Annotated in this window: 19 protein-coding genes; 3 read left to right on the plus strand and 16 right to left on the minus strand. The window is 62.8% G+C overall.

The genetic code is table 11. The features are described 5' to 3' along the window. Positions 1-104: 104 nt before the first annotated feature. The 15 genes from tolB to AQS8620_RS05495 form a co-directional block, all read right to left on the minus strand. Entirely contained in the window at positions 105-1,463 is a 1,359-nt protein-coding gene (gene tolB, locus AQS8620_RS05425; protein ID WP_085835826.1) for a Tol-Pal system beta propeller repeat protein TolB, read from the minus strand. Beyond that, complete coding sequence (gene tolA, locus AQS8620_RS05430) at positions 1,460-2,653, minus strand: cell envelope integrity protein TolA (protein WP_085835827.1); 1,194 nt, start codon at positions 2,651-2,653, stop codon at positions 1,460-1,462. The genes tolB and tolA overlap by 4 nt, the downstream gene beginning before the upstream one ends. A gap of 18 nt (positions 2,654-2,671) precedes the next feature. Continuing rightward, entirely contained in the window at positions 2,672-3,160 is a 489-nt protein-coding gene (gene tolR / locus AQS8620_RS05435; RefSeq protein WP_085835828.1) for a protein TolR, read from the minus strand. Between the two features lie 3 nt (positions 3,161-3,163). Beyond that, the gene (tolQ, locus tag AQS8620_RS05440; RefSeq protein WP_085835829.1) at positions 3,164-3,859 is read right to left on the minus strand and encodes a protein TolQ; all 696 of its coding nucleotides are present in this window, start codon (positions 3,857-3,859) and stop codon (positions 3,164-3,166) included. Positions 3,860-3,990: 131 nt separating this feature from the next. Further along, positions 3,991-4,389 (minus strand): tol-pal system-associated acyl-CoA thioesterase, encoded by a 399-nt coding sequence (ybgC, locus tag AQS8620_RS05445; RefSeq protein WP_085835830.1) that lies wholly within the window; start codon positions 4,387-4,389, stop codon positions 3,991-3,993. 6 nt (positions 4,390-4,395) lie between these two features. Next, on the minus strand, positions 4,396-5,028 hold the full coding sequence (locus AQS8620_RS05450; protein WP_085835831.1) for a hypothetical protein: 633 nt from the start codon (positions 5,026-5,028) through the stop codon (positions 4,396-4,398). A 60-nt stretch (positions 5,029-5,088) separates the two neighbouring features. After that, positions 5,089-6,114, minus strand: coding sequence for a Holliday junction branch migration DNA helicase RuvB (ruvB, locus tag AQS8620_RS05455; RefSeq protein ID WP_085835832.1), 1,026 nt, complete (start codon positions 6,112-6,114; stop codon positions 5,089-5,091). 3 nt (positions 6,115-6,117) lie between these two features. Continuing rightward, positions 6,118-6,813 (minus strand): Holliday junction branch migration protein RuvA, encoded by a 696-nt coding sequence (gene ruvA / locus AQS8620_RS05460; protein WP_085835833.1) that lies wholly within the window; start codon positions 6,811-6,813, stop codon positions 6,118-6,120. Then, on the minus strand, positions 6,810-7,340 hold the full coding sequence (ruvC, locus tag AQS8620_RS05465) for a crossover junction endodeoxyribonuclease RuvC (protein ID WP_085835834.1): 531 nt from the start codon (positions 7,338-7,340) through the stop codon (positions 6,810-6,812). The genes ruvA and ruvC overlap by 4 nt, the downstream gene beginning before the upstream one ends. Positions 7,341-7,557: 217 nt before the next feature. Continuing rightward, positions 7,558-7,905, minus strand: a complete 348-nt coding sequence (locus AQS8620_RS05470; protein WP_085835835.1) for a hypothetical protein — start codon at positions 7,903-7,905, stop codon at positions 7,558-7,560. A gap of 129 nt (positions 7,906-8,034) precedes the next feature. Further along, complete coding sequence (locus AQS8620_RS05475; protein ID WP_085835836.1) at positions 8,035-8,904, minus strand: 50S ribosomal protein L11 methyltransferase; 870 nt, start codon at positions 8,902-8,904, stop codon at positions 8,035-8,037. A gap of 223 nt (positions 8,905-9,127) precedes the next feature. Next, positions 9,128-9,751, minus strand: coding sequence for a P-loop NTPase family protein (locus tag AQS8620_RS05480; protein ID WP_085835837.1), 624 nt, complete (start codon positions 9,749-9,751; stop codon positions 9,128-9,130). Between the two features lie 39 nt (positions 9,752-9,790). Next, the gene (gene msrA, locus AQS8620_RS05485) at positions 9,791-10,450 is read right to left on the minus strand and encodes a peptide-methionine (S)-S-oxide reductase MsrA (RefSeq protein ID WP_085835838.1); all 660 of its coding nucleotides are present in this window, start codon (positions 10,448-10,450) and stop codon (positions 9,791-9,793) included. Between the two features lie 211 nt (positions 10,451-10,661). Further along, the gene (locus AQS8620_RS05490; protein ID WP_085835839.1) at positions 10,662-11,900 is read right to left on the minus strand and encodes an MFS transporter; all 1,239 of its coding nucleotides are present in this window, start codon (positions 11,898-11,900) and stop codon (positions 10,662-10,664) included. 119 nt (positions 11,901-12,019) lie between these two features. After that, positions 12,020-14,248, minus strand: a complete 2,229-nt coding sequence (locus tag AQS8620_RS05495; protein WP_085835840.1) for a primosomal protein N' — start codon at positions 14,246-14,248, stop codon at positions 12,020-12,022. An 854-nt stretch (positions 14,249-15,102) separates the two neighbouring features. On the opposite strand from AQS8620_RS05495, the gene AQS8620_RS05500 reads away from it, so the two are divergent. From AQS8620_RS05500 to AQS8620_RS16830, 3 genes are all read left to right on the plus strand, one after another. After that, on the plus strand, positions 15,103-15,810 hold the full coding sequence (locus tag AQS8620_RS05500) for a DUF484 family protein (RefSeq protein WP_085835841.1): 708 nt from the start codon (positions 15,103-15,105) through the stop codon (positions 15,808-15,810). A 33-nt stretch (positions 15,811-15,843) separates the two neighbouring features. After that, positions 15,844-16,803 (plus strand): tyrosine recombinase XerC, encoded by a 960-nt coding sequence (locus AQS8620_RS05505; RefSeq protein ID WP_085835842.1) that lies wholly within the window; start codon positions 15,844-15,846, stop codon positions 16,801-16,803. A gap of 112 nt (positions 16,804-16,915) precedes the next feature. Next, positions 16,916-17,101: a hypothetical protein gene (locus tag AQS8620_RS16830; RefSeq protein WP_143267428.1), complete on the plus strand. Its 186-nt coding sequence runs from the start codon at positions 16,916-16,918 to the stop codon at positions 17,099-17,101. Positions 17,102-17,210: 109 nt separating this feature from the next. On the opposite strand, the gene ileS is transcribed toward AQS8620_RS16830, so the two are convergent. Next, complete coding sequence (gene ileS / locus AQS8620_RS05510; protein ID WP_085835843.1) at positions 17,211-20,132, minus strand: isoleucine--tRNA ligase; 2,922 nt, start codon at positions 20,130-20,132, stop codon at positions 17,211-17,213. Positions 20,133-20,204 lie beyond the last annotated feature (72 nt).

Genomic DNA, 20,204 nt, shown 5'->3' on the forward strand with positions numbered 1-20,204 from the left:
GCTGTCCTCGCCGTTTATCGGGCCAGTGTGACTGGCGTTTTTATCGGCTCCGCACCCGCGCGGAGATGTGGCAAAGCCCCCGCCAATCGGGCGGGGGCAAGACTCTATTGCAAAAGCGGCGACCAAGCGGGGTCTGACGCCGCGCCTTGCGTGGTCACGCGGCGCAGGTTGCGCCCGGAGATATCGACCGAATACAGCGCCGCCTCGCCGCCCGCCCCCGCGCCTTCGCGGGTAAACATGATGACGCGCCCATTGGGGGACCAAGTCGGGCCTTCGTCAAGGAAAGAGGCCGTGAGCAGGCGTTCTTCGGAGCCATCCGTGCGCATCACGCCGATGTGGAAACGCCCGTTGGCCTGTTTGGTGAAGGCCACAAGATCGCCGCGCGGTGACCAGACGGGGGTGCCATAGCGCCCGTCGCCGAAGGAAATCCGCGTCGCCTCACCGCCATTTGCGGGCATGATATACAGCTGCTGGCTGCCCGAGCGGTCGCTTTCAAACACGATGCGCGACCCGTCGGGGGAAAACGACGGCGCGGTTTCAATCGAGGGCGTGTTGGTCAGCCGGGTCATCCCGCCCCCCATCACCGGCATCGAATAGATATCCGTGTTGCCGCCTTGGGTCAGGGAAAACACCACCGTTGTGCCATCGGGCGAAAAGCGCGGCGCAAAGGTCATGCTTTCGGCAGGCACCGCCAGCGGCGTGCGCGACACGGTGGCGACATCCAAAAGCATGATCTGGGGGAAGCCCGTTTCATAGGAGGTGTAGAGCACACGATCCCCCGAGGGCGAAAAGCGCGGCGCAAGCACGATGGACTGATCGCCGGTGAGATATTGAACATTCTCGCCGTCATAATCCATCACCGCCAGACGTTTGAGGCGCGCGTCCTTGGGGCCGCTTTCGGCCACGAACACCACGCGGCTGTCGAAATACGCCCCCTCGCCGGTGATGCGCGAATAGACCACATCGGCCACTTTATGCGCGATGCGCCGCCAACTGGTGGTCGAGCCGCCAAATTGCAGACCCTCGCCCAAAGGCGCGTCCGAAAACACGTCAAACACGCGGAATTTCACGTTCAACCGCCCCGAGGCATCCTGCGTCACAGCGCCGGTCACCAGCCCTTGGGCGTTGATCGCTTTCCAGTCGGAATATTGCACGGGACTTGCGAAATTGGTGATCTGGCTCACGAAAGCCGAGGGCGGGATTTCCCGAAACAAACCGGTCCCCACAAGGTCGGAGGCCACGACTTCGGAAATCATGCGCGCCATTTCGGCCGCTTGCGGAGTCTCTGCGATGAAATCAGGGATGGCCAGCGGCACCGGCTCGATCACCCCCTGGTCGATGGTGATGCGTAGCGGGCCGTTGGCCTCTTGCGCGAGGGCTGCGGGGGCATGGCCCAACACCGCAAGCGAAAGCCCAAGCAGCAGACCCGATGTCAGGCGGCTGGCAGCAGAAAACAGTGTCATTTGTACCTCATCTGTTCGGGATCGAACGTCATCTCGATTGTGCGCCATTGGTCGTATTTTTCGACCGGCAAATTAAATCCATTCGCACCACAGCGGATAATCGCCCGCCGCGCGACCTCAAAGCCTGCTTGCGCGGCGGCATTGTCACCGCCCTGCTGTCCGATCAGGCGGATCGACCCTGCGTCTGGCTTGCCATCTTGTGACATCTTCACCTCGACGGTGATCACGGTGCGCATGGCTTCCGACGACATTGCGCCGACGTTCCAGCACTGCGCCACGGCAACCCGCAGCGCATCGCGCTCGCCGCTGGTCATTGGCGGACCGGTGCGGGTCGTGGGGGCGGCTGCGGTTTCACCCTGCGCTGCGGCGATGGCCGCAAACACATCATCGGCCACGGAATCGGGTTCCGCCGCGGGTGCGGGCGTTGCCGGTGCGGGCGTTGCCGGTGTCTGGGGCGCGGGTTCGTCGGGCGTGGCGGCGGCTTGCGCGGCAGCCTCTGCCGCCTCTTTCGCGGCCTGAGCGGCGCGCGCGATCGAGGGCGGGCGCGATTGCGGGCGTGGCGACGAAGCCATGCCGTTGGGCGTTTCGGCCTCGGTCACGATTTCGGTCGTGGCCTCTTCGGGGGCTGCGGCCGCTTGTTCGGGTTTGACCGTTTCGACGGGCGCTTGCGCGTCGGGGGCCACTTCGGCCTGTGCGGTGTCGGCGATCTCGGGCGTCGGTTCGGGGTTGATCACCGCTTCGGGCGCAACGCGGTTCACGGGGCGCGGCGTCGGCTCGCGGTTCGGAATCGCGGGGGCATTCGCGCCCTGTTCCTCAAACGACGGCTCGGCAGGGCTTTCGGGGATCGCGGGATCGACGGGCGTGGGCAGCGCCTGGGGCACCGCAGGCACGGTTTCGGCCTCGGGCGCGGGGGTCGGTTCGGGCACGGGAACGGGGGTTGGCGCGGGCGCATCGGGCGTCGGCGTCTGGGGCGTTGGATCGCTGGCGGGGGGCTGGGGCGCGGGGGGTGTGGTGGTCACCTCGGGGGCCTCGCGCGGGGCCGTGAGCGCCGCAAATTCCGCGCCGGAGATGAGCGAGACTTCCTGACTGGGCATCGCAATATCATTCGGGCGCACGAAAATCCCCCCGAGCAAAGCCCAGAGGATCAACCCGCCATGGGCTGCGCCGGAAATATACTGGCCTGTGTTCACTCGACCCTCGACGTTTCGTCAGTTGCTCGAACCGGTGGTGCCGTTCATCGCCGGCCCGCCTGTATCAGTCACCAGACCGATGTTGCGAAACCCGCCCGCATTCAGCGCGCCCATGACCTGCACAACGCGCTCGTAGGGAATGGCGCCATCCGCGCGCAGGAACACCTTGTCATCCGTGCGCTCCGCGGCAATCGCGGTGAGTTTGCTCACCAGATCGGTCTCGTCTTCCTCGTTGGACATCAAAAGCGTACGCCCGTCCGCCGTCAGCGTGATGGTCAGCGGTTCTTCCTGCTCCTGCGGCAGGGCGGTCGCGGCGGTCTTGGGCAGTTCCACCGGCACACCGACCGTCAACATCGGCGCGGCCACCATGAAGATGATCAACAGCACCAGCATCACGTCCACAAAGGGCGTGACGTTGATTTCCGACATCGCCGCAGAACGTCCGCGCGAACGGCGTCCGCCCCTGCGCCCGCCGCCTGCGCCCTTTTTCATCACGCCTCCGCCCATGGCTCAGGCGTCCAATTCGCGCGACAGGATGGTGGAAAATTCATCCGCAAAGCTTTCGTAGCCCCCGAGGATGTGATCGGCGTCCGCCTGCAGCTTGTTGTAAAACACCACCGCCGGAATAGCGGCAAGCAGGCCCAGAGCCGTCGCCAGCAGGGCCTCGGCGATGCCGGGGGCCACAACGGCCAGGTTGGTCGATTGCGCCATGGCGATGTCTTCAAAAGCGGTCTTGATGCCCCAAACCGTGCCGAACAGCCCCACGAACGGCCCCACGGACCCCGTTGTCGCCAGAATGGAAAGCTGGCTGTTGAGGCTTTCGGCCTCCTTGGCGATCGCCACATCCATCGAGCGGTCAATCCGGCTTTGGGCATTGGCCAGAAAACGGCCATCGGCACGGTGCGAACGGCGCCATTCGGTCATGCCGGCGAAAAACACGCGCTCGGCGCCGGTTTGCGGGCTGTTGCCGATCTGCTCGTAAAGCTCGTCCAGCGGCTCCCCCGACCAGAAGGCTTCGTCAAAGCGTGCGCTATCGGCGCGGGTTTTGCGAAACTGGATGTGTTTCTGGACGATGATCGACCACGACCAGAAAGACGCCGCGATCAGCATCAGCATCACGAGTTTGACCACAAAGGTCGCCCGCAAGAACAAAGCGATCAGCGAGAAATCGAGTTCCTGCGCCATCGCCAGTGTTTGAGTATCCATAAACCGCTCTTTCCGCCAGTCGGGCCGCGTCACTGCACGGCTCTCGTTACCAGTTGAAATAGCTTATTCGCAGGGGCTCTGCCATAACTCTTGTGTGAGTTGGCGAAACAATCGCGCGCAAATCGCGCCCTTCAGTGCAGATTTCGGCGAATTGTTGCCGGAAGGCGCACAGGCTGGCCCGCAGCGCCAATGGCAACCAGCGTTACAAGGGCCGAAAACAGAACTTCCCCCGCCCGCTTGACCTCCTGTTTCAAGACGATCCGCGCGCCCGAAAGACTGTCGAGCGTCGTTTCCACCAGCAAATCATCATCGAAATGCGCAGGGCTGAGGTAGTCGGCCTCGACACGGCGCACCGCAAAGACCACACCGTCTTCGGCCTTGAGCGCCCGCTGGTCAACGCCCAGATCGCGCACCCATTCGGTCCGGGCCCGTTCGATAAATTTGAAATAATTCGCGTAGTAGACGATGCCCGCAAGGTCGGTGTCCTCGTAGTAGACATGGCAGGCGAAATGATGCGCTTGGGTCGCCATGCTCGGTCACTCCGCCGTGGCGCGGGCAAAGACCCGCAGCGCATGGGAGGGGTCGCGCGCCGCCACCGGCAGCACCCGATCATAGGCCGCGCGCAGCACATTGGCGACATCGGCCCGAACAATGGGGCCATCGGGTGTCGCGCCAAGCGGGCTGTCCTGGGTAAAGGCGGTATCGGACCACAGCAGCATGGCCTGAACCGCCTGCGTCAGCGCGATCACATCCGCAGGAACCGTGTCCATCGCCCCGCCCATGCGCACAAAGGTAAAGCAGGCCTTGATCCCGCCCGCCTCATCGAAGCGAAACGCGCGGTATTGATGGGCATCGCGCGCCAAAAGCTGCGCGACGCGGGAGTCCAGATCGGGGATCAACTCACCCAGTTTGGGCACCTCGAGTAACTCGTTCCAGTCACTGAGAAAAAACACCATGAGGTTGACGCCCAATTCGGGATCGGTTTCGGCCATCTCATGCCCTGCGATCACCACGCAATTCTCGATTGCGCCCTTGACGACTTGCAAAGTGTCTTCCTCGACGCCGAACACCACCGGCGCGATGGGACGGTTCCAGCGCGCAAATACATAGTCGCCATTGGCGCGGGTAAAGAAGCCTTCGATGTCTTCGGGGGTCAGCGCTTGGGTCATGGGGCCTCCGTCAATTGCTGCGCTCTTTTTGGGCCCAAGGGCGCGCAAATGTCCAGCCGCTTAGCCGAACATATCGCTTTGATCGGGCGCGCGCGGCGGCTCAAGCCCCATGTGCCGCCAGCTTTTTTGCGTCAGCATCCGGCCGCGCGGCGTGCGTTGCAGCAATCCCTGCTGTAGCAAAAACGGCTCGATCACTTCCTCGATGGCATCGCGGCTTTCCGACAGTGCCGCCGAACAGGTTTCCACGCCGACAGGCCCGCCGCCGAAGTTTTCCGCGATCATGCCAAGGTAGCGGCGATCCGCGCCGTCCAGCCCCAGATGATCGACCCCCAACCGCGTCAGCGCATTGTCCGCAATGGCCTTGGTGATCGTCCCGTTGCCCTCGACCAGCGCGAAATCCACAACGCGCCGCAACAGCCGACCGGCGATGCGCGGCGTGCCACGCGACCGCTTTGCGATTTCATAGGCCCCCGCATCCTCGGTGGGAATGTTGAGAAGCCGCGCGCCGCGCGTGACGATCTGGTGCAGCTCCTCGACGGTGTAGAATTGCAACCGCGTGGGAATGCCGAAACGGTCGCGCAGCGGCGTCGTCAAAAGCCCCAGCCGCGTTGTCGCCCCCACCAGCGTAAAGGGCGCAAGTTCGATACGTACCGTGCGCGCGGCGGGCCCCTCCCCGATTACCAGATCGAGTTCGAAGTCCTCCATCGCCGGATAGAGCACCTCCTCGACCACAGGATTCATCCGGTGGATTTCGTCAATGAACAGCACATCGCGCGGCTCGAGATTGGTCAGAATCGCCGCCAGATCACCGGCCTTGGCCAGCACCGGCCCGGAGGTCATTTTGAAATTGACGCCCAGCTCACGCGCCATGATTTGCGCCAAGGTGGTCTTGCCCAGACCCGGCGGACCGTGAAACAGCGCGTGATCCATCGCCTCGCCGCGCATCTTGGCGCTCTCGATAAAGACGCGCAGGTTAGCGCGGGCCTCGTGCTGGCCGATGAATTCATCCAACCCCTGCGGGCGCAAGGCGCGGTCGGCATCCTCGGGGCGGCGTTCGGGGCGCAGGGTGGGGTCGGGTGTTTCCACGGGTTATCCTTTTGGCGCCAGCAGCTTGAGCGCCGCACGGATCAGGGTCGACGTATCGGCATCGGGCGCGTCACTGGCCGATTGCGCCACCGCGCCCACGGCTTCGGAGGGCGAATAGCCGAGATTTTGCAAGGCCGACAGGGCTTCGGCCTCTGCGGAGGCATTGGCTTTGGGCGCGGCTTTGGGCGCGGCTTTGGGCGCGCTGCGCTTGGCCGCGGGGGCCGCCGCCTCGATCACCGCGTCATCGTCGCCCGCCTGCGCCAGCGCCTCACCAAGGCTCGCGCCCATCGCCATCACCACAGGGGCCTTGTCCTTGAGTTCCATCACCACGCGCTGCGCGATTTTCGGCCCCACGCCAGGCGCGGCTTTGACTGCGTTCCAATCGCCAAGCGCAATGGCGCGTCCCGTGGCCTCCGGCCCCAAAGTGCCTAAAATCGCCATGGCCGCCTTTGCGCCGATGCCCTGGACAGAAATAAGCAAGCGGTACCATTCCTTTTCCAAAAGCGTTGCAAAGCCAAACAGTTGCAAGTTGTCTTCGCGCACCAAAAGATCGGTGTAAAGCGCCACCACCTCGCCGCGCGCGGGCAGCATCCGTAGGGTGCGATCCGAGCAGTACACGATGTAGCCCACGCCGCGCACATCGATGAGCACGTGATCCTGGCCGCGAAAATCCAGCGTTCCGGTCAGTTTGCCAATCATCTCGTACTCCCAGCAGCGCGCGCATCGGCCTTGGCCAGCGCAGCCGTCAATCTATTCGAGCTTTGCGCATGATGCGAATGGCAAATGGCGATGGCAAGCGCGTCCACCGCATCCGGCCCGTTCAGGGTCACATTCGGGAGTTGCAGCTTGATCATATGTTCGACCTGTTGCTTGGCGGCATGGCCCACGCCCACAACGGCCTTTTTCACCGCATTGGGCGCATATTCACCAATCGGCAAGCCCGCCTGCGCGGGCACAAGCAGCGCCACCGCGCGCGCCTGACCCAGTTTGAGCGTGGCGACCGCGTCTTTGTTGACAAAAGTCTGCTCGACGGCCGCGCAATCGGGCGCAAAGCGGTGCAACACATCGCTGAGCTGGTCAAACAAGGACAGCAAACGCTGCGCAAGATCCTGCGTTGCATCGGAATGGCAAATGCCGTTTGCCACATGGCTGATGCGCGGTCCTGTCACATCGATGATGCCCCAGCCCATATTGCGCAAGCCCGGGTCGATCCCCAAAACACGCATGTTCTACCTGCTCGTTTATTCTCGTTAAGATTTGAGTAGCACGAAAAGAGAACATCCGCCAAGAGGCGATACGCCGACAGAGTACAAGAGGCGATCCGCGCGCGCCCCTCCCCCGAAAACAGGAAACCCGCGCCGGAGGGAACAGGCGCGGGTCGTATCCGTAGCGCAATGCGCGCAATTGGGGAAAAAGCGCATTGCTCGGAAAGATTTGAAAGCCCTAGAGGACGTATAGGTTCAGCTGCGCGGCCATCCACACGGTGAATGTATCGGCCGTCATCGCCCATGCGCCCGCCTTTTCGGCCATGGAACCGTCCGCGAGCGCTGCAACATGTTCGTTATAAGCGGCAGGACCGATGTCGGCGTAGACGAAAGCCTTGAACGCCATCACCATAGCGAGGATCACAAACAGCATCCGGTAGGGAAACCGGATGCCCTGACGCACCGGGCGGGCTTCGACGATGCCGTTCTTTTTGACCTCAAGCGCATAGCCGCGTGCGAGACGTTTCTTGCGCTTTTCGATCTTGTGGATCCGGCTGTAAAATTCTCTGCTATTGGCGTAGGCCATTGCGGAAACTCACTGGTTATCGGCCCCCACCGACAATGACCAATTTACGGCGAAATGTGGCGAGAATGAGGCAGAATGACCCAAAAGGGGCAATTCCAAGAAATTTCGCCACATTTCGACTATTTCAAATTAGCTGCGTTCCAGCACCAGTGTCGACCACTCAACAATGCGCGCATGTTCAACAAGATTGAACCCGTTTTGCGCATAAACGCCGATCACCTCTTCGGCCTGCTCATTGAGAATCCCCGAAAGAATCGCGATACCGCCGCTTTGGACATAGGATTTCATGTCGGGCGCCAGACCGATCAGCGGCTTTTTCAGGATATTGGCAAAGACCAGATCAAAGGGCGCGGCCTTGAGGATATCGGGATGGGCAAATCCCGCCGCCTCCAGACAGATCACCCGGCCCTCCAACCCGTTTGCCACCACATTCGCGCGCGACACATCGACCGCTTGTTGGTCGATGTCCGACGCAATCACCGGATTTGGGGTGACATGCGCCGCCGCCATGCCAAGCACAGCCGTCCCTGCCCCGATGTCCGCGACATTTTCAAAGAGGCGCCCCTGTTCGACAAGCTTGTCAAAGGCCCGCAGACACCCCAGCGTCGTGCCGTGGTGGCCGGTGCCAAAGGCCATCGCCGCCTCGATCAGCAGGCCGATGCGCCCCGCGGGCAGCTTGTCGGCATCATGGCTGCCGTAAACGAAAAACCGTCCCGCCTCGACGGGGGTGAGTTCACGTTTCACATGGGCCACCCAATCGGTTTCGGGCAATTCGGAAATGATGAACGGGTCGGCCTCTTGCGACATGGCCAACAGCGCCAGCGTCACCTCGTCGGGCGCCTCCTCGAAATAGGCGGCAACCTCGTACAGGCCCGAACCGTCCTCGATTTCGAAGACGCCGACGCCCGTGGGGGCCTCGTCGAGGTCCTCAAGCAACTGGCCCAGCGCCTCGGCGGGGGCCTTGCCACGGGTTTTGGTATAGGCGGTGAAAGTGGTCATCAAAGGAGCCCTCGCAAACTGCAGTTGTCCCCTCGTAGCGCCCGCGCGCCCAGCGCGCAATCGGGCAGGCAAACCGGCGTCACGCCCGACACGCTATGTCAGCGCCCGTTTGGAGAAGGGCAGTGCGTGATCGACGGGCGTGGGACGTGCGGGGCGTAGGACGTGCGGGGCGTAGAGCGTGCGAGGCGTAGGACGTGCGAGGCGGTGGCATGACGCCAAAGGGTTACCCCAGACGGCGCAACCGCTGGGTGGCGCCAAGCGGGACGCTCTTGCGCTCTGGTGCCTGCGTCACAAGGTCCAGCGCGGTCAGAGCCAGTTGATCGGGCGGCGCAGAGGCATCCAGTTCGAACACCGGACAGTCAAGCGCATCCAGCCAACGGCGGTGGCGCGCGATAGAGCGGCCGCGAAAATGGGTGTGATCATAGCCGCTTGCCCAGCACATAAAGGCGCGATAGCCCGCTTCCATCACCCCGCCCTCTTCGATCGCAGTGCCATAGCGCAAACGTTCGCGGTGGCGCAGGCGTGCGAGGCGCACCTCGGGATCAAGTGTCATCAGGATAACATGGGTAAAGCGGTGTTGCAGCGAGCTGCCCCAGGACGCAAGCCCGCCCGAGAGCACCCAATCGCGACGTGGCAGAAAGGTCTGCTCCATCAGGTCGAGGCGCTCGGCGACGCTGCGTTTCTGGGAAAAAGGCGGATCTGTGGGATGCCAGTAGAAATCGTCGGTATCAAAGGCCTGACTTTTCAGCAGCGACGCCATCGAGCGGGCAAGTGTGGAGGTCCCCACGCCGCTACCACCGATGATGTGAATGCGTTTCGCAGGAGCAAGCCCTTGCAGATCAGTCATTAACAACCCCCAGAACAATCATAAAGACGTGCGCTCATGTTATTCCGGAACAGGAATACCAATCGGACAGGTCACGCCTGTCCCGCCAAGGCCACAGTAGCCGGCGGGATTCTTTGCAAGGTACTGCTGATGATAGGCCTCTGCAAAGAAGAAATCACGTAGTTGCAAAAATTCAGTCGTAATTGTGCCATAATCCGCAGCAGCAAGGCGCTCTTGAAACGTCAGTCTGGACGCCTCGACAGCGGCGGCCTGCGCCTGCGAGGTGGTCAGGATGGCCGAACGGTACTGCGTGCCACGGTCATTGCCCTGCCGCATTCCCTGAGTGGGATCATGCCCTTCCCAAAAGGTCCTGAGCAATTCGGGAAAGCTGATCACCGCGGGGTCGAAAACGACGCGCACGACTTCGGTATGGCCGGTGCGCCCCGAACAGACTTCCTCATAGGTGGGGTTGGGCGTGTAGCCGCCCGCATAGCCCGCGGCGGTGTTATAGACGCCATCGAGGGTCCAGAACAGCCGCTCGACGCCCCAAAAACAGCCCATGCCAAACACGACCTCCTCAAAGCCATCGGGGATCGCGGCCTTGAGGGGACGGTGGAACACGAAATGCTCCTGCGCGGTGGGCAGCGCCGTCTCACGCCCGACCAGCGCTTCCTGCGGTGCGACCATGTCGTCTTTCTTGCCAAGGCTCAGTCCGAACATTGCTGTCTCCCTCAAAATCTGTCTCAAACTCTGACGTTCCCAAGTTGCGGGCCAACGCTGCAGGCGAATGCTACAGGCGCGGCCGCGCGGAACGAAACGCCGCTCACCGCAGATGTAACACCCCTGCGCCGCAATCCAAGAGGCCGCCCCTGCGCGCGCGATCACGTTTTGCGCAGGCCCGATCTATTCAGGCCCGATCTACAGGCCGAACCTATTCAGCCGCCGTGGCCACCGGGACGCGCCCCGAAAGCACCGTTTCACGACCTTTGAGAGGATGGCGCGGGATCAACAGCGCCAGCACCAGCGAACAGGTCGCCATGCCCGCCGCCAGCAAAAACACCGAGGACGGGTTCACCACCCAAAGATACCCCAGTGCCGCCGGCAGGAACACCGCTGCGATATGGTTGATGGTAAAGGCAACCGCCGCGGTCGGCGCGATATCCTGCGGATCGGCAATCTTCTGGAAATAGGTTTTGAGGGCAAAAGCGAGGCCGAACAACATGTGATCAATCACATAAAGCGTTGCGGCCACGATCACGCCCCAGCCCATCCAGTAGACTCCGCCATAGGCCAGAAACACCCCGATCAGGCCGAGATATTCCGCCATCAACACGCGCCGCTCGCCAAAACGCGCAAGCACCCCGCCCATCAGCGGAGCAAAGAGCATATTGGCCAAAAAGTTGATCAAAAACAGGCCGGTGACCTCATGCACGGCAAAGCCGAAGCGCTCGACCATCATGAAGGCGGCAAAGACCACGAAAATCTGGCGCCGCGCACCGGCCATGAACTGCAGCGCATAGTAAAGCCAGTAGCGGCGGCGCAAGACAAACCCTTTGAGCTGCGGCTCGGCGGCCTGAAACCGCGGAAACGCCAGCGCACAGTAGATCACGATGATCAACGACAGCCCGCCCGACACCAGATAAACGATGTTATAGCTCAGCCCCAGCGCATCGAAGGTCACCATCAGCACGCCGTAGGAAATCAGGGAAGCCGCAGAGCCCGCACCGACCAGCAGACCCAACACCTTGGGCGCTTCGTCCTTGGTAAGCCATTGCAATTGCAACGACTGGTTCACAGCCTCGAAATAGTGAAAGCCGATGGAAGAAATCACCGTCACCGTCATGATGCCGCCAATGGTGGGAAACCATGCCGTAACGGCCGTGGCCAGCGCCAGGGTCGCCAAAGCCAGCAAGGCCGCGACCTGTTCATGCATCACCATCAGCACGAAAATCACAAGGAACGACAAGAACCCGGGAATTTCGCGCAGCGTGTGCAGCCAGCCGATTTCGACGCCGGTAAAGCCTGCAACCTCAACCACAAAGTTGTTGAGCAAAGCGTTCCACGTCGCAAACGCCAGCGGCATCGCGAAGGACATCAAGAACAACAGCGCCACGGGGCGGCGATGCAGCGGAAGGGCTTTGCCTTGGGCAAGGGGGAGCGTCTTTATCATTTGACGTGTCTAGCGCGCCGGTATCGCCCTGTCGATCCACCGTGATTGCACGGATATATCTGCGTTTTTGCGTAACGGCGACACCGGCCGCAACACACCGGCCGCAACACCGGCCGCGATCACCAGAAACTTTGCGGGTCGATGTCGATCTGCACCCGCACGTTGGGCGGCACCCGCACGCCGCCCAGCCACCGCGACAACGCCGCCTGCAGGGGGGCGGTTTTTGCGGCCTTGACCAGAAGGCGCACGCGGTGCTTGCCGCGCACGCGGGCAATCGGTGCGGGGGCGGGCCCGAAAACCTGCGCACCGATCTCGAGCAAGGGACGGGTGGCGCGCGCCATCTGGCCGGCGGTCGCAAAGACCTCCTGCACATCGGGGCCCGACAGGATGATTCCCGCCATGCGCCCGAACGGCGGCACACCGGCCTGGCGGCGCTCGTCGGCCTCGGCCTGCCAGAACCCTTCCTCGTCCCCTGCCAGAATGGCGCGGATGACGGGATGCTCGGGCTGGTAGCTTTGCAGCAGGGCAAGGCCCTCTTTCTCCGAGCGCCCCGCGCGCCCCGCGACCTGGCGCATCAGCGCAAAGGTCCGCTCCGCCGCCCGCAGATCCGATCCTTGCAGCCCCAGATCGGCGTCGATCACCCCCACCAGCGTCAGATTGGGAAAGTTGTGCCCCTTGGCGACAAGCTGCGTGCCGATGATGATCTGCGTGTCGCCCTGCGCGATCGTGCGGATCTGCTCCTTGAGCGCGCGCGCCGAGCCGAACAAATCCGACGACAGAACAGCAACGGAGGCCTCGGGGAAGCGCTCGGTGACCTCCTCTGCCAACCGCTCGACTCCGGGACCGACGGGGGCCAGTTTGCCCTCCACCGCGCAGGACGGGCAGGCGTCTGGCATCGGTTTGGTCTCGCCGCATTGATGGCAGACCAGCCGTTTGAGAAAGCGGTGTTCGACCATGCGGCTGTCGCAGTGATCACAGGCGATCTGGTGCCCGCAGGCCCGACAGATCGTGACCGGCGCATAGCCGCGGCGGTTGAGAAACAGCAGGCTTTGCTCGCCCCGCTCCATCCGCAGGCGCACATGGGTTTCAAGCTGGGGCGAAATCCAGCGATTGGCGGGCAGTTTGTCGATGCGCATGTCCAGTGCGCGCATCTGCGGCATCACCGCAGGGCCATAGCGGCTTTCCAGATCGAGGCGATGATATTTGCCCGCCTGCACATTCACCCAGGATTCCAGCGCGGGCGTGGCCGACGCCAGAACCACTGCCGCCGAACACAGGGAGGCCCGCATCACCGCCATGTCGCGGGCGTTGTAATGAACGCCGTCCTCCTGTTTGTAGGAGGTGTCATGTTCCTCATCGACCACGATCAACCCGAGATTCTGGAACGGCAAGAACAGGGCCGAGCGCGCGCCGATCACCATCTGCGCGTCCCCCGTGCCAACCATTTTCCACAGGCGCCGGCGCTCGGTCATGGTCACGCCGGAATGCCATTCGGCAGGTTTGGCGCCAAAGCGCTCCTCGACACGGTCCAGAAACTCCGCCGTCAGCGCGATTTCCGGCAAAAGAACCAGGGCCTGCCGCCCTTTGGCCAGACATTCGGCCACGGCTTCGAGGTAGACTTCGGTTTTGCCCGATCCCGTGACCCCTTTGAGCAGCGTGGTCGAATAGGCCTGCGCGCCGACCCGCCCGCGCAAGACAGTGGCCGCCTCTGCCTGCGGGCCCGTCAAGTCTTTGCCCGCCGCCATCGGGTTCAGCCGCGGATAGGGCAGATCGCGCGGTGCCTCCTCCTCGCGCACCACGCCCTCGGGCAGCAAACCTTTGACCACCTGCGGCGTCACCCCCGCCATATCGGCCAGTTCGCGCAGGGTGAAAGACAGCCCGCCATACTCATCGAGCACCGCAATCACCTTGTCGCGCGCATCGGTGCGCCGCTTGGGCTGGCCTGCACCGCGCCGGAACACCTTGCGCATCGAGGGCGGGTCCATCAGCCCCGGCGCACGCGTGGCAAGGCGCAGCATCGCAGGCATCGGGGTCAGCGTGTAATCGGCCACGCGGGTGAGGAACTGGTGCATCTCGTCACGCATCGGCGCGCAATCAAGCACCGCCATCACCGAGCGCGCCTTGGACAGGTCGAAGCCGCCCGCCCCCTTGCCCCAAACACAGCCCAGAACCTTGCGCGGGCCCAGAGGAACGATGACAAAGTCCCCGACCGAACAGCCCCCCTCGGGGGCCTTATAGTCAAGCAAACGATCAAGCGGCTGCGTCGTCAGAACCGCCACCAGATTGCCAGAGGCAAAATCCGCCTGCTTAAAAAATGTGCTCAAAGATGTGCCCGCCGATCCCGTCATGCCCAAGGTATATAGGGCGCAACGAAGAGGACGAAAACCCTCTGACAGCCGCCGCCTTGCCACCGCCGCAAGTGCGCACAAAACAAAGGACATCACGACAGGGCGGGCCGCGAGTCCCCCCGCTCCGACCTATAAGAAAATGTTATACGCCAGGTCAAAGCGGCAGAGAACGCGCCCCTTAGAGGGCGATTTTTATGTCTTTCCACACAGATTTCGGGCCGCTCGCACCGCCTATTTAGTTAGTTTTGCACATAAAAATATCCAAAGGTATGGAATTCCTCCATTGGTATATGACCCTCAAAGACCTAACTTCCCCCTACGTAAAGAGTTGCGAACGGGATCGCAGCGCCTCCGCAAACGCCTTTGGCTAGCGCGGAGGCGTGGTTTTCCGCTCGGCTTTCAGGCTTCCGGGGGTGTCTTTTCCAGCGGCGTGAGAGGGTTTGTACGAGTATTCTGTGGGTCGCGTCGCCCCTTGGACTTTGGCTTCTGCCCGATTTCAAGGCGCTGACACGGGTCACAGTTCGTGTGGCATTTCGCACTGGTGTCATCTGGGTATGACATGGGCCGCATGCGCACATGGGCCTCACATATTCTCACATGGGCGTCACATCGGGTGCAGCGCGCAGCTTTTCCTCGACAGCCAAAGATCCCCACAGGCCCTACGCCTGTCCCCACCCAACACTCGCCCGCTTTCCCTGCCTCAGGCTGACGCGACTGTTTGCCAATCCGCCACAGTCCGCAACCGCGCGCGCAGCAGCGCCGTGTTTTCCCTGAAAAAAGTTGAATTGCCCCGCGTCAGCCGTCATATCTAGCAGCAGACCGGGCAAACCGGCGGGCAGATATATCGAGGCAGTATGACACATCCATCCGCGACTGCGGAGGATCTGCGCGAGCAGATCATCTCCGACCCCGACACGATTCTGGATGACCCGGAAGTGATGCGCGCGCTGGTCGCCGCGAACGAGCGGGTCATGGGCACCAATATTGTCGATCTGCGCGGCATTGCCATGGAGCGCCTCGAACACCGGCTCGACCGGCTTGAGGACACCCATCGCGGCGTCATCGCGGCCGCCTACGAAAACCTTGCGGGCACCAACCAGATCCACCGCGCGATTCTGGCGCTGATGGAGCCGCTGGATTTCGAAAGCTTTCTATCCACTCTGACCACGGATGTTGCCGGCACGCTGCGCGTCGATGCCATCCGGCTGGTGCTGGAAACCCGCCAGACCGAGGGCACAGCGACGCCCTCGCGCCTTGGCAACGCGCTGATCACGACCGAGACCGGCTTTATCGACAGCTATCTGACGCTGGGGCGCAATGTGCCGCTGCGTCAGGTCACCCTGCGCCAGGTCACCCCCGACACCGATGCGATCTACGGCGATCTTGCGGGGGACATCCATTCCGAAGCCTGCCTGCGCCTCAATCTGGGGCCGGGACGTTTGCCGGGAATGCTGGTGATGGGGGCTGAAGACCCGCATCAGTTCAAACCCACGCAAGGCACTGATTTGCTCGCCTTTTTCGGCGGTGTTTTCGAGCGCACCATGCGCCGCTGGCTGTCTTGACGTGGCGGGTCTGACGCCCTTGGGCCCAAACGGGTGAGCCTTGCGCTGTCCCCTGCCCTGCGCGATGCGCTGTCGCGCTGGCTTGACCACCAGTCGGCTCTGGCGGGCGGCGCACCAAACACAGTGACCGCCTATCGCAGCGATGTCACCGGCTGGCTCGCCTTTCTGGGCCAGCATCTGGGGGACAGCTTTGGCGTTGCCCAGCTTGCGACGCTGGGCATCACCGACATGCGCGCCTGGATGGCCCACGAGCGCGGGCGCGGCGTATCGAGCCGCTCGATGGCGCGCGCGCTGTCAGCCGTCAAAAGCTTCACCCGCTGGCTCGCCGAGCGGGAGGGCTTTGACCCCACGGCAATCCTGTCCACCCGCGCGCCGAAATTTACCCGCAAACTACCGCGTCCCCTGTCGCAAGAGGCCGCGCGCGACCTGATTTCGACCGTGGAATTGCAAGCCAGCGCGCCATGGATTGCGGCGCGCGACGTGGCGGTCGTGACCCTGCTTTACGGCTGCGGATTGCGGATTTCCGAAGCGCTGTCGCTCAGCGGCGCGCAGGCCGAGCTTGGCGAGTCGCTGCGCATCACCGGCAAGGGCGGTAAAGAGCGGCTGGTGCCTGTTCTGCCCGCCGCCGCCCGCGCTGTTGCCGCCTATGTCCGCCTATGTCCGCACCCGCTTTCCCCCGACGCGCCGCTGTTTCGCGGGGTGCGCGGCGGCGCGCTGAACCCGCGCAGCATCGCCAAAGTGACCGAAGCGGCGCGCCTGCAACTTGGCCTGCCGTCCACCGTCACCCCCCATGCCATGCGCCACAGCTTTGCCACGCATTTGTTGAATGCAGGCGGGGACTTGCGCGCCATTCAGGAACTTCTGGGCCATGCGTCCCTGTCAACCACGCAGGCCTATACCGCCGTTGATACCGCCCGCCTTCTGGATGTCTACGCTGCCGCGCATCCACGCGCGCAATCACGCGCCCAGCCACGCGTGCAGCCACGCCGCTAAGGCCGATCACCGCTTGCTCACGCAATTGGTAATACCCTGTTAACACAGGTTAAGGCATGCTGGACCGCGAGAGGGGCCATATGACCCCTCGCACAGTCCACAGGAGCCCCTCATGCACAGAGACCCGCACCTCCCGATGCCCAACCGCGCGCCTGCGCCACGCCACCCCCCTGTCGAGCAAGACGACTTCCTCGCCCAACTCGACGCCGCCCTTGCGCGCTATGACAGCGACGGGGACGGGTTGCTAAGCGAGGCGCAATGGCGCTGTGTCGAGATCGCCTTTCAAAACGGCAGGTGACAGGCGCGCCTGCCGATCGCGCGCAGACATAAACGCGCAGACACAAAAAAGGGCGCCTTTCAGCGCCCCTTTCCCGGCCTCTCGCCTTTCCCGGCCTCTCGCCTAGCGATCAGGCAAGGGCTTCATCGCAGCGCCCGCAGACGCCTGCGTGGCTGTGGCTGCCGACATCGGGCAGGATTTTCCAGCAGCGCTGGCATTTGTCCCCTTCAGCCGTTTCAAACACGACAGCGACGCCCTCGACTTCGGGCAGGCGGAAGGCTTCGGCAGGGGCCGCGTCCCCCGTCAGCGCGACCGCCGATGTGATGCACAGATCGTCAAACGGCACCGAGGCCAAGGTTGCCAGCAGCGCCGCATCGCTCACATGGACCACGGGTGCGGCCTCCAGCGAAGCCCCGATCACCTTGTCGCGGCGCTGGATTTCCAGCGCGGCTGTGACCACGCGCCGCGCGCGGCGAATGCCCGCCCATTTCGCAGCGAGTGCTTCGTTTTTCCACGCCGCAGGGGTTGCGGGGAAATCGGTGAGGTGGACAGAGGCGTCCTCGGCGGGGAAGCGTTCCAGCCAGACTTCTTCCATCGTGAAGACAAGGATCGGCGCAAGCCAGCTGGTGAGGCGGTGGAACAGCAGGTCCAGAACCGTCAACGCCGCGCGCCGTTCCAGCGTATCGCCATCGCAGTACAGCGCATCCTTGCGCACATCGAAGTAGAAGGACGACAGATCGACCGTGGCAAAGTTGAAAATCGCCGTCCAGACGGAGGAGAATTCAAAGTTGCGATAGCCCGCCTGCACGGTCTCGTCGAGCTGCGCCAAGCGGTGCAGCACCCATTGCTCAAGCTCGGGCATGTCAGCCGCATCGACCCGCATCTCTTCGGTGAAATCGCCCAAAGAGCCAAGCATGTAGCGCATGGTGTTGCGCAAGCGGCGATAGCTGTCGGCCACCCCTTTGAGGATCTCCGGCCCGATCCGCTGGTCGGCGGTGTAATCGGCCTGCGCCACCCAAAGCCGCAAGATATCGGCCCCATATTGTTTGACGATGGTTTCGGGCACGATGGTGTTGCCAAGGGATTTGGACATTTTCATGCCCTTCTCATCCAGCGTAAACCCGTGTGTCACCACGTTTTTATAGGGCGCGCGCCCTTTGGTTCCACAGGCTTGCAACAGCGAGGAATGGAACCAGCCGCGGTGCTGGTCCGTGCCCTCGAGATAGACATCCGCGATCCCGTCGGGCGCGCCGTCTTCGCGGTCGCGCAGCACGAACGCATGGGTCGAGCCGGAGTCAAACCACACGTCGAGCACGTCGAACACCTGATCGTAGGCATCCGGATCGACGATCCCGTCGAGCATCTTTTCCTTGAAGCCCGCAGTGTACCAGACATCCGCGCCTTCCGCCTCGAAGGCGGCCTTGATACGGGCGTTCAATTCGGCGTTCTTCAGCAAGAAATCCGCATCGCTCGGCAGCAGACCCTTTTTGGTAAAGCAGGTCAGCGGCACGCCCCATGCGCGTTGGCGCGACAAAACCCAATCGGGACGCGATTCGATCATCGAATACAGACGGTTGCGCCCCGTGACCGGCGTCCATTTCACCAGCTCGTCGATCGAGGTCAGCGCCCGTTTGCGGATCGTATCGCCATAGGTGGACAGATCGTCCTCCAGCGGGCGATCCACGGCCGCAAACCACTGCGGCGTGTTGCGAAAGATGATGGGCGCTTTGGAGCGCCACGAATGGGGATAGCTGTGCTTGACTTGCCCGCGCGCGATGATGCCGCCCGCTTCGACCAGCTTGGCGATGACGGCGCTGTTCGCTTTGCCTTCTTTGCCCTTGTGATCGAACACGCGCTGCCCTGCAAAGAACGGCACATGCGCGAGAAATTCGCTTTCCTCGCCCACGTTGTGGGTCATGCGGTCGATCCAGTTGCGTTTGACGAAACACTCGTAGTCGTCGGCCCCGTGGCTCGGCGCGGTATGCACAAAGCCCGTGCCCGCATCGTCGGTCACATGGTCGCCGTCGATCATCGGCACGTCGTAGTCCCAGAACCCTTCCGCACCATCCAGCCCCGCAAAGGGGTGCTTGAGCGTCAGCGCCGCCAGTTCGTCGGCGCTAACGTCGCGCAGACGGGTGAATTCGGTAACGCGCGCCTTCCCAAGCGCCTCTTCGGCCAGCGTATCGGCAAAGATGTAGGTCTCGCCCGCCGCGGTCCAGCTTTCGTCCTGCGTGGCGTCCACGCGGAAAAGACCGTAGGAAATCTTGGGGTTATAAGCCACGGCCTTGTTCGAGGGGATCGTCCACGGGGTGGTGGTCCAGATCACCACGCGGGCCTGCGCCAGATCACCTTCAGCGCCGGATTGCGCCGCAAACGGCACCCAGATCGTGTGGGATTTGTGGTCGTGGTATTCGATTTCGGCCTCGGCGAGCGCGGTCTTTTCGACCGGCGACCACATGACGGGTTTGGACCCCTGATAGAGCGCGCCGTTCATCAGGAAGGTCATGAATTCCTCGGCGATCACCGCTTCGGCGTGGTAATCCATCGTCAGATAGGGGTTTTCCCAGTTGCCCGTGATCCCGAGGCGCTTGAATTCGCCGCGCTGGATGTCGACCCAGCCTTCGGCAAATTTACGGCATTCCTGACGGAAATCGATGACCGGAACCTCGTCCTTATCCTTGCCCTTGGCGCGGTATTGTTCCTCGATCTTCCACTCGATGGGCAGACCGTGGCAATCCCAACCGGGGATGTAGCGCGCATCAAAGCCCATCATCTGATGGCTGCGCACGACCATATCCTTGATCGTTTTGTTCAACGCGTGACCGATGTGCAAATGCCCGTTTGCATATGGGGGGCCATCGTGCAGAACGAAGGGCGTGCGCGTGCCCGCAGTGCTGCGCAGCTTGTTGTAAACGCCAAGCTTTTCCCACCGCGCCAGCCATTCCGGTTCGCGTTTGGGCAGGCCCGCGCGCATCGGAAAATCGGTCTGCGGCAGGTTGAGGGTGGTTTTGTAATCGGGGGTATCGGACGGGGCGGTGGTGTCGTTGGACATGTGGTTTTCCGGTCTGGGAGGGGTCATTCAGGAACGAGGGGCGGCGCGGTCTTCCATGCGCCTTGTCCCGGC

Source organism: Aquimixticola soesokkakensis (assembly GCF_900172375.1).
Taxonomy (GTDB): domain Bacteria; phylum Pseudomonadota; class Alphaproteobacteria; order Rhodobacterales; family Rhodobacteraceae; genus Aquimixticola; species Aquimixticola soesokkakensis.

What these genes read in the sequence shown, in the direction of transcription:
- tolB (WP_085835826.1), bottom strand. Translation starts at nt 1,463, where the DNA reads ATGACACTGTTTTCTGCTGCCAGCCGCCTGACATCGGGTCTGCTGCTT.
- tolR (WP_085835828.1), bottom strand. Translation starts at nt 3,160, where the DNA reads ATGGGCGGAGGCGTGATGAAAAAGGGCGCAGGCGGCGGGCGCAGGGGC.
- tolQ (WP_085835829.1), bottom strand. Translation starts at nt 3,859, where the DNA reads ATGGATACTCAAACACTGGCGATGGCGCAGGAACTCGATTTCTCGCTG.
- ybgC (WP_085835830.1), bottom strand. Translation starts at nt 4,389, where the DNA reads ATGGCGACCCAAGCGCATCATTTCGCCTGCCATGTCTACTACGAGGAC.
- AQS8620_RS05450 (WP_085835831.1), bottom strand. Translation starts at nt 5,028, where the DNA reads ATGACCCAAGCGCTGACCCCCGAAGACATCGAAGGCTTCTTTACCCGC.
- ruvA (WP_085835833.1), bottom strand. Translation starts at nt 6,813, where the DNA reads ATGATTGGCAAACTGACCGGAACGCTGGATTTTCGCGGCCAGGATCAC.
- ruvC (WP_085835834.1), bottom strand. Translation starts at nt 7,340, where the DNA reads ATGCGTGTTTTGGGGATCGACCCGGGCTTGCGCAATATGGGCTGGGGC.
- AQS8620_RS05470 (WP_085835835.1), bottom strand. Translation starts at nt 7,905, where the DNA reads ATGGCCTACGCCAATAGCAGAGAATTTTACAGCCGGATCCACAAGATC.
- AQS8620_RS05475 (WP_085835836.1), bottom strand. Translation starts at nt 8,904, where the DNA reads ATGACCACTTTCACCGCCTATACCAAAACCCGTGGCAAGGCCCCCGCC.
- AQS8620_RS05480 (WP_085835837.1), bottom strand. Translation starts at nt 9,751, where the DNA reads ATGACTGATCTGCAAGGGCTTGCTCCTGCGAAACGCATTCACATCATC.
- msrA (WP_085835838.1), bottom strand. Translation starts at nt 10,450, where the DNA reads ATGTTCGGACTGAGCCTTGGCAAGAAAGACGACATGGTCGCACCGCAG.
- AQS8620_RS05490 (WP_085835839.1), bottom strand. Translation starts at nt 11,900, where the DNA reads ATGATAAAGACGCTCCCCCTTGCCCAAGGCAAAGCCCTTCCGCTGCAT.
- AQS8620_RS05495 (WP_085835840.1), bottom strand. Translation starts at nt 14,248, where the DNA reads ATGACGGGATCGGCGGGCACATCTTTGAGCACATTTTTTAAGCAGGCG.
- AQS8620_RS05500 (WP_085835841.1), top strand. Translation starts at nt 15,103, where the DNA reads ATGACACATCCATCCGCGACTGCGGAGGATCTGCGCGAGCAGATCATC.
- AQS8620_RS16830 (WP_143267428.1), top strand. Translation starts at nt 16,916, where the DNA reads ATGCACAGAGACCCGCACCTCCCGATGCCCAACCGCGCGCCTGCGCCA.
- ileS (WP_085835843.1), bottom strand. Translation starts at nt 20,132, where the DNA reads ATGTCCAACGACACCACCGCCCCGTCCGATACCCCCGATTACAAAACC.